20 protein-coding genes are annotated in these 12,085 nt (G+C 59.8%); 19 read left to right on the top strand and 1 reads right to left on the bottom strand.

Annotated features, from left to right (window positions below):
* Positions 1–5 precede the first annotated feature (5 nt).
* The 17 genes from NLK60_RS05780 (at position 6) to NLK60_RS05700 (ending at position 9,338) form a co-directional block, all read left to right on the top strand.
* Positions 6–398, top strand: a complete 393-nt coding sequence (locus NLK60_RS05780) for a ribonuclease P protein component 1 (RefSeq protein ID WP_254809937.1) — start codon at positions 6–8, stop codon at positions 396–398.
* Positions 389–829 (top strand): 30S ribosomal protein S17, encoded by a 441-nt coding sequence (locus NLK60_RS05775; RefSeq protein ID WP_254809936.1) that lies wholly within the window; start codon positions 389–391, stop codon positions 827–829. Before NLK60_RS05780 ends, NLK60_RS05775 begins: the two co-directional genes overlap by 10 nt.
* Positions 829–1,227: a 50S ribosomal protein L14 gene (locus tag NLK60_RS05770; RefSeq protein WP_254809935.1), complete on the top strand. Its 399-nt coding sequence runs from the start codon at positions 829–831 to the stop codon at positions 1,225–1,227. The genes NLK60_RS05775 and NLK60_RS05770 overlap by 1 nt, the downstream gene beginning before the upstream one ends.
* Before the next feature lie 10 nt (positions 1,228–1,237).
* Complete coding sequence (gene rplX / locus NLK60_RS05765; RefSeq protein WP_254809934.1) at positions 1,238–1,594, top strand: 50S ribosomal protein L24; 357 nt, start codon at positions 1,238–1,240, stop codon at positions 1,592–1,594.
* Entirely contained in the window at positions 1,591–2,307 is a 717-nt protein-coding gene (locus NLK60_RS05760) for a 30S ribosomal protein S4e (protein WP_254809933.1), read from the top strand. The genes rplX and NLK60_RS05760 overlap by 4 nt, the downstream gene beginning before the upstream one ends.
* Entirely contained in the window at positions 2,304–2,843 is a 540-nt protein-coding gene (locus NLK60_RS05755) for a 50S ribosomal protein L5 (protein WP_254809932.1), read from the top strand. The genes NLK60_RS05760 and NLK60_RS05755 overlap by 4 nt, the downstream gene beginning before the upstream one ends.
* Positions 2,836–3,009 (top strand): 30S ribosomal protein S14, encoded by a 174-nt coding sequence (locus NLK60_RS05750; RefSeq protein WP_254809931.1) that lies wholly within the window; start codon positions 2,836–2,838, stop codon positions 3,007–3,009. The genes NLK60_RS05755 and NLK60_RS05750 overlap by 8 nt, the downstream gene beginning before the upstream one ends.
* Before the next feature lies 1 nt (position 3,010).
* The gene (locus tag NLK60_RS05745) at positions 3,011–3,403 is read left to right on the top strand and encodes a 30S ribosomal protein S8 (protein WP_254809930.1); all 393 of its coding nucleotides are present in this window, start codon (positions 3,011–3,013) and stop codon (positions 3,401–3,403) included.
* A gap of 4 nt (positions 3,404–3,407) precedes the next feature.
* The gene (locus NLK60_RS05740; protein WP_254809929.1) at positions 3,408–3,941 is read left to right on the top strand and encodes a 50S ribosomal protein L6; all 534 of its coding nucleotides are present in this window, start codon (positions 3,408–3,410) and stop codon (positions 3,939–3,941) included.
* Between the two features lie 3 nt (positions 3,942–3,944).
* Positions 3,945–4,661 (top strand): 50S ribosomal protein L32e, encoded by a 717-nt coding sequence (locus NLK60_RS05735; RefSeq protein ID WP_254809928.1) that lies wholly within the window; start codon positions 3,945–3,947, stop codon positions 4,659–4,661.
* Entirely contained in the window at positions 4,658–5,107 is a 450-nt protein-coding gene (locus NLK60_RS05730) for a 50S ribosomal protein L19e (RefSeq protein WP_254809927.1), read from the top strand. Before NLK60_RS05735 ends, NLK60_RS05730 begins: the two co-directional genes overlap by 4 nt.
* Positions 5,107–5,655, top strand: coding sequence for a 50S ribosomal protein L18 (locus NLK60_RS05725; RefSeq protein WP_254809926.1), 549 nt, complete (start codon positions 5,107–5,109; stop codon positions 5,653–5,655). The genes NLK60_RS05730 and NLK60_RS05725 overlap by 1 nt, the downstream gene beginning before the upstream one ends.
* Positions 5,652–6,284, top strand: a complete 633-nt coding sequence (locus NLK60_RS05720) for a 30S ribosomal protein S5 (RefSeq protein ID WP_254809925.1) — start codon at positions 5,652–5,654, stop codon at positions 6,282–6,284. Before NLK60_RS05725 ends, NLK60_RS05720 begins: the two co-directional genes overlap by 4 nt.
* Positions 6,281–6,754, top strand: coding sequence for a 50S ribosomal protein L30 (locus NLK60_RS05715; RefSeq protein ID WP_254809924.1), 474 nt, complete (start codon positions 6,281–6,283; stop codon positions 6,752–6,754). The genes NLK60_RS05720 and NLK60_RS05715 overlap by 4 nt, the downstream gene beginning before the upstream one ends.
* A 2-nt stretch (positions 6,755–6,756) precedes the next feature.
* The gene (locus NLK60_RS05710) at positions 6,757–7,254 is read left to right on the top strand and encodes an uL15m family ribosomal protein (protein WP_254809923.1); all 498 of its coding nucleotides are present in this window, start codon (positions 6,757–6,759) and stop codon (positions 7,252–7,254) included.
* Positions 7,255–7,256: 2 nt separating this feature from the next.
* Positions 7,257–8,732: a preprotein translocase subunit SecY gene (gene secY / locus NLK60_RS05705; RefSeq protein ID WP_254809922.1), complete on the top strand. Its 1,476-nt coding sequence runs from the start codon at positions 7,257–7,259 to the stop codon at positions 8,730–8,732.
* A 177-nt stretch (positions 8,733–8,909) separates the two neighbouring features.
* Positions 8,910–9,338, top strand: coding sequence for a hypothetical protein (locus tag NLK60_RS05700; protein ID WP_254809921.1), 429 nt, complete (start codon positions 8,910–8,912; stop codon positions 9,336–9,338).
* Positions 9,339–9,906: 568 nt separating this feature from the next.
* Here the strand turns inward: NLK60_RS05700 and NLK60_RS05695 are convergent.
* Positions 9,907–10,167 (bottom strand): cytochrome C oxidase subunit IV family protein, encoded by a 261-nt coding sequence (locus NLK60_RS05695; RefSeq protein ID WP_254809920.1) that lies wholly within the window; start codon positions 10,165–10,167, stop codon positions 9,907–9,909.
* A gap of 132 nt (positions 10,168–10,299) precedes the next feature.
* Between NLK60_RS05695 and NLK60_RS05690 the strand changes: the two genes are divergently transcribed.
* Entirely contained in the window at positions 10,300–11,709 is a 1,410-nt protein-coding gene (locus tag NLK60_RS05690; RefSeq protein ID WP_254809919.1) for a hypothetical protein, read from the top strand.
* A 79-nt stretch (positions 11,710–11,788) separates the two neighbouring features.
* Positions 11,789–12,073, top strand: coding sequence for a DUF7410 domain-containing protein (locus NLK60_RS05685; RefSeq protein WP_254809918.1), 285 nt, complete (start codon positions 11,789–11,791; stop codon positions 12,071–12,073).
* Positions 12,074–12,085: the final 12 nt, after the last annotated feature.

Below are 12,085 nucleotides of genomic sequence, written 5' to 3'. Positions count from 1 at the left end.
ATACGATGGCACTGACACCCGAAACACTCCCACGACACGAACTCAACGGCCTGCCCGTCCGGGTCGTCGATAGCGACGACGCCGATCGGGTCGGCATCGAGGGACGAGTCGTCCTCGAGACGACGAAGACTCTCTCCATAGAAGTTCGTAACGAGGGGGAGTCCCGGGTGCTCACCGTGCCGAAATCGGGCTCGGTATTCGAGTTCGCGATCACCGATGAAGCCGCCGGAGACGAGAAGTCTCCGGGGACTGCGTCCAAACTGGCCGAGACACAACCTGCCGACGACTCGGCAGACTGCGCTGGCGAGGACGTAGCCTACGTTACGGTCGATGGCTCGCGACTCCTCTCACGACCCGCCCGACGCACCGAAACGAAAGGTGACTCACCATGGCAATAGGACTAGACGTTGAAACCCCTCCGGAACCAGAGAACCCGGAGGAATACGACTACGAGAAGTGTCCGTTCTACGGCGAATTGTCCGTTCGAGGTCAGATCCTCGTCGGCACCGTCGTCTCTACGGACATGGACAAGACCGTAGTCGTCGAGCGAGAGTACGACGTGACGGTACCCAAATACGACCGTCAAATGAAACGTCGCTCGCGCATTCCGGCACACGTGCCGGGCGTGCTCGAGCCGCTCTCGGTTGGCGATTCGGTCAAAATAGCAGAGACCCGACCACTGTCGAAGACGAAATCGCACGTGGTCGTCGAAGTAACACAGGAAGCGACCGAAACCGACGTCGCCGAGTTGACGCTGGAAGAAGAACACGATCCCCAGCTGTCGACCGAAGACATCGTTGGCGACGCATCGAACGACGGTGATGCCTGATGGAGGCAATGAAAGCCGACGTTACCCAGGGCCTCGTCAAAGGTTCGCTCGTCACGTGTGCGGATAACACGGGCGCTCGCGAACTGAAGGTCCTCAGCGTTGCGGGCTACCACGGCACCAAGAACCGCCAGCCAAAGGCGGGACTCGGTGACAAAGTGACCGTTTCGGTCACGAAGGGTACCCCCGAGATGCGACGACAGGTCCTCGAGGCCGTCATCGTTCGACAGCGGAAAGCGATCCGCCGGCCCGATGGAACCCGACTCAAGTTCGAGGACAATGCTGCCGTCATCATCGACGAGAACGAAGAACCCCGTGGCACCGAGATCAAAGGGCCAATCGCCCGCGAGGTCGCAGAGCGCTACGGAACGATCGCCAGCACGGCGACGATGATCGTGTGAGTATCGAACTATGACGAAACAACCACGCAAACAGCGAACACAGACGGAGCGTGCCCCGCTTCACCAGAAGCAAAAACAGGTTCACGCCACCCTGTCAGACGACCTCCGCGAGGAGTACGGCCGCCGACGCACCCGTGTCAATACGGGCGACCGCGTCGAGGTCATGCGCGGTGACTTTGCCGGCGACGAAGGCGAAGTCGTCCGCGTCGTCCTCGAGGACGCCGTGATCCACGTCGAAGGCGTGACGGTCGAGACGGCCGACGGTGAGGAAGTTCCTCGCCCGCTCGACGCCTCGAACGTCCGTATCGTAGATCTCGATCTCTCTGACGACCGGCGTGAGGCACGTCTCGAAGGTGATAGCGAATGAGTAACCACCAGAAACGACTCTCAGTACCGAAATCGTGGCCGGTCGAGCGCAAGACGGACGTGTTCACGGTCAAAGCACGTGCCGGCCCACACGGCGAAGCCGGCGTCCCGCTGGTCATTATCCTGCGAGACGTCCTCGGCTACGTCGACTCGAAGAAAGAGGCCCGGTATGCTCTCTCCCAGGATGCAATCCTGGTCAACGGCGAACCGATCAACGACGAGAAACGTCCCATCGGGATGTTCGACATCGTCGGGTTCCCACAGCGCGAGGAGTACTACCGCGTCTTCCCCGACGAAGGCGGTCGTCTCGCACTGACAGAGATCGACGCCGAAGCAGCAGACGGCCGACTCGGCAAAGTCGTCGGCAAACAGCAGGTCAAAGGCGGCAACACGCAGTTGACCCTGCACGACGGGACGAACGTCACCGTCGACGACGAAGCATACGACGCCAAAGATTCGATCGTCATCGGCAACGAGGACAAATCGATCGTCGCTCACTTCCCGTACGAAGAGGGCGCGCTCGTAACCGCCGTCGCCGGTAACCACGGTGGCAAAATCGGCGAACTCGTCGAGATCGACGTTACACTCGGCAGCGGTTCGAACATCGTCACCGTCGAAACCGACGACGAAACGTTCGAGACCGTCGAGGAGTACGTCGTCGTGATCGACGAGAATTTCACTGACGACGACTCGAGTGGAGGTGACGACGAATGAGCGAGGCGAGCGAAGCCGAGTTCCACGAGATGCGCGAGCCACAGGTCGAGAAGGTCGTCGTCCACATGGGCGTCGGTCGCGGTGGCCGTGACCTCGGGCGTGCCGAAAACATCATCGAGGAAATCACTTCCCAACAGAGTGTCCGCACGCTCGCAAAGAAGACCGAACCCGAGTTCGGCATCCGCCAGGGCGATCCGATCGGCACGAAAGTCACCCTCCGCGGTGACGATGCCGAAGCCTTCCTCGAGACGGCACTGCCGCTCGCGGACCTGTCGGCGAGCCAGTTCGACCAGACCGGGAACTTCAGTTTCGGCGTCGCCGAACACACTGATTTCCCCAGCCAGGAGTACGACCCCACAATCGGGATCTACGGCCTGGACGTCACGGTGAACATGGTCCGACCGGGGTACCGTGTCACGAAACGAGCGAAAGCCAACCAGTCGATTCCGTCGAACCACCGACTCACCCCGGAGGACGCCATCGCGTACCTCGAGTCGAGTTTCGACGTCGACGTCGAGGTGACAGACGATGAGTGAAAGCGAACAGGAGACGGGCGAACACGCCGCAAAGCGAACGGGCCAGGAAGTGGCCTGTCAGCGCTGTGGCCGGAAACAGGGACTCGTCGGCAAGTACGACATCAACCTGTGCCGGCAGTGTTTCCGCGAGATTGCCCGCGACATGGGATTCAAGAAGTACCGATAACATGACCGGAAACGACCCACTCAGCAACGCACTCTCGGGCATCGACAATGCCGAGAGCGTTGGCCATCTGAGCCACGAAGTATCACCCGCCTCAAACGTCATCGGCAGCGTCCTCGAGGTCTTCTATGACCGCGGATACATCGACGGATTCGAGTTCGTCGATGATGGCAAAGCCGGTACGTTCGAGGTCGAATTGAAAGGAGCGATCAACAAGTGCGGCCCCGTCAAGCCACGCTACGCCGTCAAAGCCGACGAGTTCGAGAAATGGGAGAAGCGGTTCCTCCCGGCTCGAGACTTCGGCGCACTCATCGTAACGACGAGTGACGGCATCATGAGCCACTACGAGGCTCGTGAGGCAGGTATTGGGGGCCAGGTGATCGCATACGTCTACTAGAACAATGCGAATTGAACTGGACATCCCCGACGACGTAACCGCCGAGGTCGACCACCTCGACGTGACGGTCGAAGGCCCGGAAGGCAGCGTCACCCGCCGCCTCTGGTACCCCGACGTCACCGTCGAAGTCGAAGACGACACCGTGGTTATCGAAAGTGAGACGGAAAACGCGAAAACGAACGCGACCGTTGGCACCTTCGAGAGCCACATCCAGAACGCCTTCCACGGCGTGACCGAGGGCTGGGAGTACGAGATGGAAGTCTTCTACTCTCACTTCCCGATGCAGGTCCGTGTGGAAGGGGACGATGTCGTCATCGAGAACTTCCTCGGAGAGAAAGCGCCCCGACGAACCACGATTCACGGCGACACGCAGGTTCGTGTCGACGGCGAGTCGCTGACCCTGACGGGCCCGAACAAAGAACACGTCGGCCAGACGGCGGCCGACATCGAACAGCTCACCAAGGTGAAAGGGAAAGACATCCGCGTCTTCCAGGACGGTGTCTACATTACCCAGAAGCCACGGAAAGGAGGTGCCTGATAGATGGCTGACGACGAACCACAGGAACTCGAAGACATTAGCGGCGTTGGTGCGAGCAAAGCCGACGCCCTGCGAGAGGCAGGCTTTGAAACGATCGACGACGTCAAAGCGGCCTCCCAGGACGACCTGGCCGAAGCCGAAGGCATCGGTAACGCACTCGCGGCGCGTATCAAAGCCGACGTCGGCGACCTCGAGGTCACCGACGAAACCGAGGCTGAAATCGAAGACGAAGTTGCCGAGGCCGAAGCGGAAGCCGAAGCCGAGGACGTCGAAACCGAACTGCAGCCCCGTGGCCTGACCGAGAAGACGCCCACCCTCGACGACGAGGAAGCGCGACTGCTCGATCAGCGTCGCGGCGAGGGCAAGCCGGCGTTCAAACGCCAGGACTACCACATGAAAAAGCGGACGCCAGAATCGTGGCGCAAGCCACGAGGTGGCCTCTCGAAACAGCGCCGAGGCTTCAAGAGTCGCGGCCCGAAAGTCCAGGCCGGTTTCCGAACGCCGGAAGCCGTTCGCGGCAAGCACCCAAGCGGCTTCGAGGAAGTCTACGTCGAGAACACGGACGACCTCGAGGGTGTCGACGGCGACACCCAGGCCGTTCGAATCGCCGGCTCCGTCGGTGGTCGCAAACGCGAACAGATCGAAGAACAGGCCGAAGACGCCGAGATTCGCGTCCTGAACCCCACCTACGTCGAAGTCGAAGTGGAGGATGACGAATGACTGATCTGAAAGCACAGAAACGACTTGCGGCGGACGTCCTCGACGTCGGGAAAAACCGTATCTGGTTCGACCCCGAAGCGCAGGGCGAGATCGCCTCGGCGATCACTCGCGAAGAGATTCGCGAACTCGTCGAGGACGGCACCATCCGCGCCAAAGACGCCCGTGGTAACTCCCGCGGACGCGCCCGTGAACGCAATAAAAAGCGTGCCTACGGCCACAAGAAAGGCCCCGGCAAACGCAAAGGGAAGAAAGGCGCCCGCCAGAACGAGAAAGAACAGTGGACGAGCAAGATTCGCGCACAGCGCCGAACGCTCCGTGAACTCCGTGACAAAGGCGACATTACGCCAGCACAGTACCGCCAGCTGTACCGCAAGGCCAGCGGCGGGGAGTTCCGTAGCGTTCAGTACCTGTTGAACTACATCGACAACGAATACGGTGACCAATAATGGCGACAGGACCACGATACAAAGTTCCGATGCGTCGTCGCCGTGAGGTCCGGACGGACTACCATCAGAGGTTGCGCCTGCTGAAATCGGGTAAGCCCCGCCTCGTTGCTCGCGTGAGCAACAAGCACACCACGGCGCAGCTGATCACGCCCGGCCCAGACGGAGACGACACGCTCGCAAGTGCTCACTCGAGTGACCTCGAGGAGTACGGCTGGGAAGCGCCGACGAGTAACCTCCCGGCAGCGTACCTGACCGGCCTGCTGGCCGGTCAACGAGCGATCGACGCCGGCGTCGAAGAGGCAGTGTTGGATATCGGCCTCAACAAAGCGACGCCCGGAAACAAAGTGTTTGCAGTACAGGAAGGCGCAATCGACGCGGGACTCGACGTGCCGCACAACGACAGCGTCCTCGCAGACTGGTCGCGTACTCGCGGCGAGCACATCGCCGAGTACGCCGAACAGCTGGACGAACCGCTCTACAGCGGTGACTTCGACGCGACCGACCTTCCAGAACACTTCGACGACGTACGAGAGGCGATCTTAGAATGAGCGGAAACAACTACAACGACGGGTGGCAGCCCGTTACCCGACTGGGGAAAATGGTACAGGAGGGCGAAATCGAGACGATGGAAGCCGCCCTCGACTCGGGTCTCCCACTCAAGGAGCCAGAAATCGTCGACCAACTCCTCCCCGGCCTGGACGACGAAGTGCTCGACATCAACATGGTCCAGCGGATGACCGACTCCGGCCGCCGAGTGAAGTTCCGGTGTGTCGTCGCCGTCGGCAACCGCGACGGTTTCGTCGGCTACGCCGAAGGCCGTGAGGACCAGGTCGGTGCTGCCATCCAGAAGGCAATCGGTATTGCAAAACTGAACCTCATCCAGGTCCCCCGCGGCTCCGGTTCGTGGGAAGACCGATCCGACCGACCACACTCGCTGACCCGACAGACGACGGGCAAAGCGGGCTCGGTCGAGGTCACCCTGATCCCTGCCCCCGAAGGTCTCGGGCTGGCTGCGAGCGACACCGTTCGCGCCGTCCTCGAGCTGGCAGGCATCGAGAACGCCTGGACGAAAAGCCACGGCAACACTCGGACGACCGTGAACCTGGCAAAAGCAACCTACAACGCGCTGGAGAACGCCTCGCAATCGCGCGTTCCCCGAGAGGTGGCTGAACGATGACGGCGAAAGCCCTCATCCAGGTCCGCGGGGAGGTCAACCGCAAGGAAGCCGTCGACGACACGCTGTCGATGCTCAACCTGCACAAGGTCAACCACCTCACTATCGTCCCCGACACCGACACTTACCGCGGTATGATCACCAAAGTCAACGACTTCGTTGCTTTCGGTGAGCCAACCGCCGACGTCCTCGAGACTGTGCTCGAAAAACGAGCCGAACCGCTCGAGGGCCGACAGTCGGACGTGGACGAAGAATGGCTCACAGAGCACACCGAGTACGACGACTTCGGCGCACTCGCCGAAGCCCTGCTCGACGAAGAAACGACGCTTCGCGAACAGGGTCTGTCGCCAACGCTCCGTCTCCACCCGCCACGTGGCGGTCACGACGGTGTCAAACATCCGGCCATTAAGGGCGGCCAACTCGGAAAGCATACAACGGAGCAGATTAACGCCCTCTTAACGTCGATGCGATAACCATGACGAGTAAGAAACGACGTCAGCGCGGCTCGCGAACCCACGGCGGCGGTACACACAAGAACCGCCGCGGGGCCGGCCACCGAGGTGGCCGCGGCAACGCCGGGCGTGACAAACACGAGTTCCACAACCACGAACCGAGGAAAAAACACGGCTTCAAACGACCGCAGGGCGTTCGCCCTTCCGTCGCTGAAATCGACGTCCGCACGCTCGATGAGGACGCCATCCTCTACGTCGCCGACGGCGACGCCGAGGAAACCGACGACGGCTACGCCATCGACGCGCGCGACGTCGTCGAGGACGGCCACGAGGTCGACGTTGTGAAAGTGCTTGGCAGCGGCCAGGTTCACAACGCTCTCGAGGTCACCGCAGACGCCTTTAGCGAGACCGCTCGCGAAAAACTCGAGGACGCCGGTGGCGAGCCACTGCTCACCGAGCGTGCACAGGAGCGGGCGGCCGAGGAAAACGAAGCCGAAACCGAAACCGAATCTGAGAACTAACTATGGGATGGAAGGAAGCCGCCGAACCGGTCTTGACGCGGATGCCGACAGTCACCCGTCCGGATGGGCACGTGCCCTTCAAGAAGAAACTGGGCTGGACTGCGGGCATCCTCGTGTTGTACTTCTTCCTGACGAACATCACGCTCCTGGGAATTCATCCACAGGGTGGTGAGGACCTGTTCGGTCAGTTCCGCACCATTCTGGCAGGTGAACACGGGTCCCTGATGCAGGTGGGGATCGGACCGATCGTCACCGCCAGCATTGTGTTGCAGTTGCTCGGCGGAGCGAACCTGCTGGGCCTGGATACGAACGATCCGCGTGACCAGGTGCTCTACCAGGGCCTCCAGAAGTTGCTCGTCATCGTGATGACGGCACTGACAGCGCTACCGATGGTGTTCGCCGGTGGCTTCCTTCCACCAGCAGACGTCCTTCAACTGGGCAGTCTGACCCTCGTCGGGACCCAAATTCAGACGCTGATGTTCATCCAGATCTTCATCGGCGGTATCCTCATCCTGTACATGGACGAGGTCGTCAGTAAATGGGGAGTCGGCAGCGGTGTCGGCCTCTTCATTATCGCCGGTGTGAGCCAGCTGCTGGTCTCGGGATTCCTCTCGATGAGCGATGAGGGGTTCTTTTACAGCTGGTATCAGATCCTGTTTACGAACGAAGTGACTGCCGGCTCGTGGCTCAGTCGAGAAGGGTTCAACACGCTGTTCATCGCCGACGGCGGTGGACAGTTGCTGGCACTGGCAACCACGCTCTTGATCTTCGGGATCGTCGTCTACGCTGAGTCCGTCCGCGTGGAGATTCCGTTGAGTCACGCTCGAGTAAAAGGCGCTCGCGGTCGCTTCCCGGTGAAGCTCATCTACGCGAGCGTCCTGCCCATGATCCTCGTTCGTGCAGTGCAGGCGAACATTCAGTTCATGGGGCAGATTCTCAACAGCCAGTGGGCGACCATGCCCACCTGGCTTGGAGAGTATTCCGACGGCCAGGTCGTCGGCGGGTTCTTCTACTACACCGCGCCAATTTACTCGCCAAACGATTGGATGTGGTGGACTGGACAGGTACCTGCTGGTATCGAAGTCTGGCAGATATTCCTCAGGATTTCGGTCGACCTGACGTTCATGGTCATTGGCGGTGCAATCTTCGCCATCTTCTGGGTCGAAACCACCAACATGGGCCCTGAAGCGACGGCCAAACAGATCCAGAACTCCGGAATGCAGATCCCGGGCTTCCGACAGAACGCCGGTGTCGTCGAGAAGGTCATGGAACGGTACATCCCGCAAGTGACCGTCATTGGCGGCGCACTCGTCGGCCTGCTCGCCGTCTGGGCGAACATGCTCGGAACCATTGGTGCCGTCGACGGAACAGGGCTGCTGCTCGCGGTCTCGATCACGTACAAGCTGTACGAGGAGATCGCCGAAGAGCAGCTCATGGAGATGCACCCGATGATGCGCCAGATGTTCGGCCGCGAGTAGTCCACACGGCGTTTTCTTTTCCCGTCTGGCTTTCGCTCGAGTGACAAACCGCCGGATTTTTCTTTCGGTGGGCGTGCAGCCGGCGAGTCACATCGGCAGGATATATATGGACGAAGGGTCTACGGTTTCTCAGGAATCGGAACGATGCCAGAAATATATCTGATTAGCACACTTTTGATGGGACTGATCGTGATTGCGGTGGTCGCGACGATGACCCGAATGGGACAACGAGCAACGCCGAGTGGCCACGCAGGTAGCCGAAGTCGGTACGTCGATTGGTCGCCCCGGACTGAACCGGAATCCAGCCGTCTCGTCGCACTCTCGAAGATGCCGATCGTCTGGACTGCAACGTTCATCGCGCTCGTCATCGCGTTTCTTGCGGGTGCAGCCCTTCTGGTTGGGGAGGGAGAGTTCGTCGATGTAGCCCTGATTGAGCCGATCGTCCTCGGAATCGGTGGGGCTGTCCTTATCGGATTCGTCTTCTTTGGTGCGTACTTTGCCGCCCGTGACCGAACCGAGAGTTCGGCTATCGGCGTCGCTGCAGCATCGGTGCTCGTGCTGACGCTTGGCCTGATAGCCGTCGTCGGGTTGTTGTTGCTTGGGTAGTCTGTAGTCACTTTTTCATCGAGCTTGAGTACGAGATACCCTCGAGCGGACGATGTTTTTCCTCGAGTGCTGTTCGAGTACGATGTCTCTATGAGTGTGTTGGTCGAAGCTCGAGCGGGCTGCAATAGTTCGCGTGCGGCTGAGAATTCGTTTGTAACCCTGTATCGAGGGTCTTTGACGTGTCAACCGAGTCGTTAATACAGAGTTCGTGGCTTTCCAGACCTGCACGGGTGTGTGAAACCGATGGTTTCACTCGTCAGTAGGCGTTTGGGGGGTTGATGATTGTCACGCAGGAGATGGTCAATCAAGCGGCGACGTATAGCCAACCTTGTGCCAGCCATCGGGTCGGCTTACAGGCACAAGCGTGACGAGGCACTGAGCTAAATATCTTGACGGGCACAGAAATAGTAGCCACTGCAAGCCATTTCACACCCGATCGAAAGCGACGTCGGCGATCGGCGACACGTGACGACAACGGTCTCTATGAAGTGTTACGATAGCGTCGTTCGGGAGTGGATGCAGAAAATAGAGACGGGTAGGTATCGCTCGGTGATCGATTCCGGGCCAGTTACTGGATGGAGAACCCGGCCGCAATGGTCAGCAGGAACACCATGAAGACGGCGACGAGCATCATGTAGGTGATCGACCGAGGTTCGTCGATGAGATGCTGGAACCAGCCCGCAATCAACAACGACTTGATGACCGCGAGCACGATGGTCGCTCCAAGGGCGAACTCGTAACTGAACGGCAGTTCGAAGAACACGAACTTGGCCGTCCCCAATACCAGTAACAGGACGTAGATGAGCGTGTAGGTCCGTACACTCGACATTGGAGGGAACTCAGTGAGACGGACACTTATACCTTCCTCATATGGCTCGAGGCGGGTCACAATTGCTGAGCCGGTGCCCACTCGAGTACGGAAACGACACCGTGATAGCGATCCGGTGCTTCGGGGCAAACAATGAGATGGCGTTCGGTCGCCGTTCGACGAACCGGTCTGGTCCTCATCCTGTCGGTGCTCGCACTGAGTGTCGCTGCCGGCATCACGTCGGCGAGTAACGTCGTTACCGGACTCTCTGAGACTCGAGGCGATGTGAGCGTCCCGACCTGGCTCTATCTGGCGACGGGAGCCGGTGTGGTCGGTGCCTCCGCACTGTTAACGATGATGGTGACTGATCAGGAGTTTGTCGCCGACATTCATCATCAGTCCGTCGGCTTCTCGAGTGATACAGTGGCTCGAACGGTCACGATCATCGGACGGGCAATAGGCGTTCTCGCGTTAGTCGGCCTGCTAATCGTCGGGGTATACGGACCACAGGGAATCGGTCTCACCAGTCTCACCGTGCTGGTAACGTTCGTGGTCGTTCGGGCGATATTGACGATGACTGCCTACACGGTGGGGAATCCATGGCCGATACTCAACCCCTGGCGAACGATTGCGACCGTCCTCCCGTCACGTAACGCGCCCTATCCGTCGTGGCTTGGTTCGTGGCCCGCTGTGGCCGCGCTGTTGTTGTTCGTCTGGGTCGAAGTGATACTGCCGGTCATCTCGAGTCCGTTGCATCTGACGGCCGTTATCGGTGTCTATACACTCCTAACGCTTACCGGGGCCGTCCTCTTTTCACCCGAAACCTGGTTCAGGAGGGGAGATCCGCTGTCGGTCTGGTTCCGATTGTATGGCGCGGTTGGACCGCTTTACCGGGACGATACCGGTACATTGCGCCTGCGGTGGCCAGGGACTCGACTCGGCGACGACGACGTCATCACAGACCTCTCGGTGGTCGCCTTTGCTATCGTCCTCGTCTGGGAGCTCACCTATAGCGGGTTCATCGTCACGCCACCAGGGATCTGGACCATCGAAACACTCGTCGGGATCGGCCTCCCACCAGCGCTGGTCTACTTGCTGTTGCTCCTCGTCGGCTACGCCGGTTTCTGCTGGATGTACTGGCGTGCGGCAAAGTGGACTCGCACACGAGCAGATACGTTTCTCTCGAGGCGGTATCTGGCGATACGGTACGCGCCACCCCTGCTGGCCATCGCCGCGGGCTATCACGTGGCCCACTACCTCGGGTTCGCCATTTCGCTGTGGCCAACACTCCTGAGTGCACTCAGTGCGCCGCTCAATCCGGACCCCAACCCGACACAACTCGCGTTGACGCCCTGGTTCGGATACGTCGAAATCGCCGGCATCCTCATCGGCCACGTGATCGCCGTCTGGATCGCTCACGCGGTCTCGCTCGAGTTGTTCCCCGGCAAGTTACAGGCAATCAGAAGTCAGTATCCGTTCATCATCGTGATGATCGTGTTTACGATGGTGAGTCTGTATCTCGTGTCGCTGCCGGCGTTCGAACCGCCGTACGTCCAGAGTTAATCAACCCGGGACATTCGAACCTGGCCATGCAGACGTCACATCGATATTCCTTTTTGCGAGTAGCGCTTATGTCAGGTGAATGCTCGCCGAGACGGTTTCCCAGCCGGAGTACGACGTCCCCGAGTCTGAGACCTCGTTCGAACGATGTCCGTACTGTGAGCGACCATTTCGGACAGACGAGTTGTTGATCCACCACGTGGGCTCGAGCCACAAAGAGGTCTGTACAGACGAGGAACTCGAGGCCTACGAAACGGTCGAATCCGACGAGGAGTTCGAACTCTTTACGTTCCACGTCAAGGCAGCTGTGACCGTGTTCATGGTCTATTTCATGTTTTCGTTCATGTACGCACTCGTGTGGGCCTGATACTATTGTCAT

The organism is Natronosalvus amylolyticus (assembly GCF_024298845.1).
Lineage (GTDB): Archaea > Halobacteriota > Halobacteria > Halobacteriales > Natrialbaceae > Natronosalvus > Natronosalvus amylolyticus.
The sequence above is the reverse complement of the archived record's forward strand: the minus strand, read 5'-3'. Positions and strand labels throughout refer to the sequence as shown.

Excerpts from the sequence above, each read along its gene's own strand:
- NLK60_RS05755 (WP_254809932.1), top strand. The coding sequence starts at position 2,304 with ATGAGCGAGGCGAGCGAAGCCGAGTTCCACGAGATGCGCGAGCCACAG.
- secY (WP_254809922.1), top strand. The coding sequence starts at position 7,257 with ATGGGATGGAAGGAAGCCGCCGAACCGGTCTTGACGCGGATGCCGACA.
- NLK60_RS05730 (WP_254809927.1), top strand. The coding sequence starts at position 4,658 with ATGACTGATCTGAAAGCACAGAAACGACTTGCGGCGGACGTCCTCGAC.
- rplX (WP_254809934.1), top strand. The coding sequence starts at position 1,238 with ATGACGAAACAACCACGCAAACAGCGAACACAGACGGAGCGTGCCCCG.
- NLK60_RS05725 (WP_254809926.1), top strand. The coding sequence starts at position 5,107 with ATGGCGACAGGACCACGATACAAAGTTCCGATGCGTCGTCGCCGTGAG.
- NLK60_RS05740 (WP_254809929.1), top strand. The coding sequence starts at position 3,408 with ATGCGAATTGAACTGGACATCCCCGACGACGTAACCGCCGAGGTCGAC.
- NLK60_RS05775 (WP_254809936.1), top strand. The coding sequence starts at position 389 with ATGGCAATAGGACTAGACGTTGAAACCCCTCCGGAACCAGAGAACCCG.
- NLK60_RS05760 (WP_254809933.1), top strand. The coding sequence starts at position 1,591 with ATGAGTAACCACCAGAAACGACTCTCAGTACCGAAATCGTGGCCGGTC.
- NLK60_RS05770 (WP_254809935.1), top strand. The coding sequence starts at position 829 with ATGGAGGCAATGAAAGCCGACGTTACCCAGGGCCTCGTCAAAGGTTCG.
- NLK60_RS05690 (WP_254809919.1), top strand. The coding sequence starts at position 10,300 with ATGAGATGGCGTTCGGTCGCCGTTCGACGAACCGGTCTGGTCCTCATC.
- NLK60_RS05710 (WP_254809923.1), top strand. The coding sequence starts at position 6,757 with ATGACGAGTAAGAAACGACGTCAGCGCGGCTCGCGAACCCACGGCGGC.
- NLK60_RS05780 (WP_254809937.1), top strand. The coding sequence starts at position 6 with ATGGCACTGACACCCGAAACACTCCCACGACACGAACTCAACGGCCTG.
- NLK60_RS05745 (WP_254809930.1), top strand. The coding sequence starts at position 3,011 with ATGACCGGAAACGACCCACTCAGCAACGCACTCTCGGGCATCGACAAT.
- NLK60_RS05685 (WP_254809918.1), top strand. The coding sequence starts at position 11,789 with ATGCTCGCCGAGACGGTTTCCCAGCCGGAGTACGACGTCCCCGAGTCT.
- NLK60_RS05715 (WP_254809924.1), top strand. The coding sequence starts at position 6,281 with ATGACGGCGAAAGCCCTCATCCAGGTCCGCGGGGAGGTCAACCGCAAG.
- NLK60_RS05720 (WP_254809925.1), top strand. The coding sequence starts at position 5,652 with ATGAGCGGAAACAACTACAACGACGGGTGGCAGCCCGTTACCCGACTG.
- NLK60_RS05700 (WP_254809921.1), top strand. The coding sequence starts at position 8,910 with ATGGGACTGATCGTGATTGCGGTGGTCGCGACGATGACCCGAATGGGA.
- NLK60_RS05750 (WP_254809931.1), top strand. The coding sequence starts at position 2,836 with ATGAGTGAAAGCGAACAGGAGACGGGCGAACACGCCGCAAAGCGAACG.
- NLK60_RS05695 (WP_254809920.1), bottom strand. The coding sequence starts at position 10,167 with ATGTCGAGTGTACGGACCTACACGCTCATCTACGTCCTGTTACTGGTA.
- NLK60_RS05735 (WP_254809928.1), top strand. The coding sequence starts at position 3,945 with ATGGCTGACGACGAACCACAGGAACTCGAAGACATTAGCGGCGTTGGT.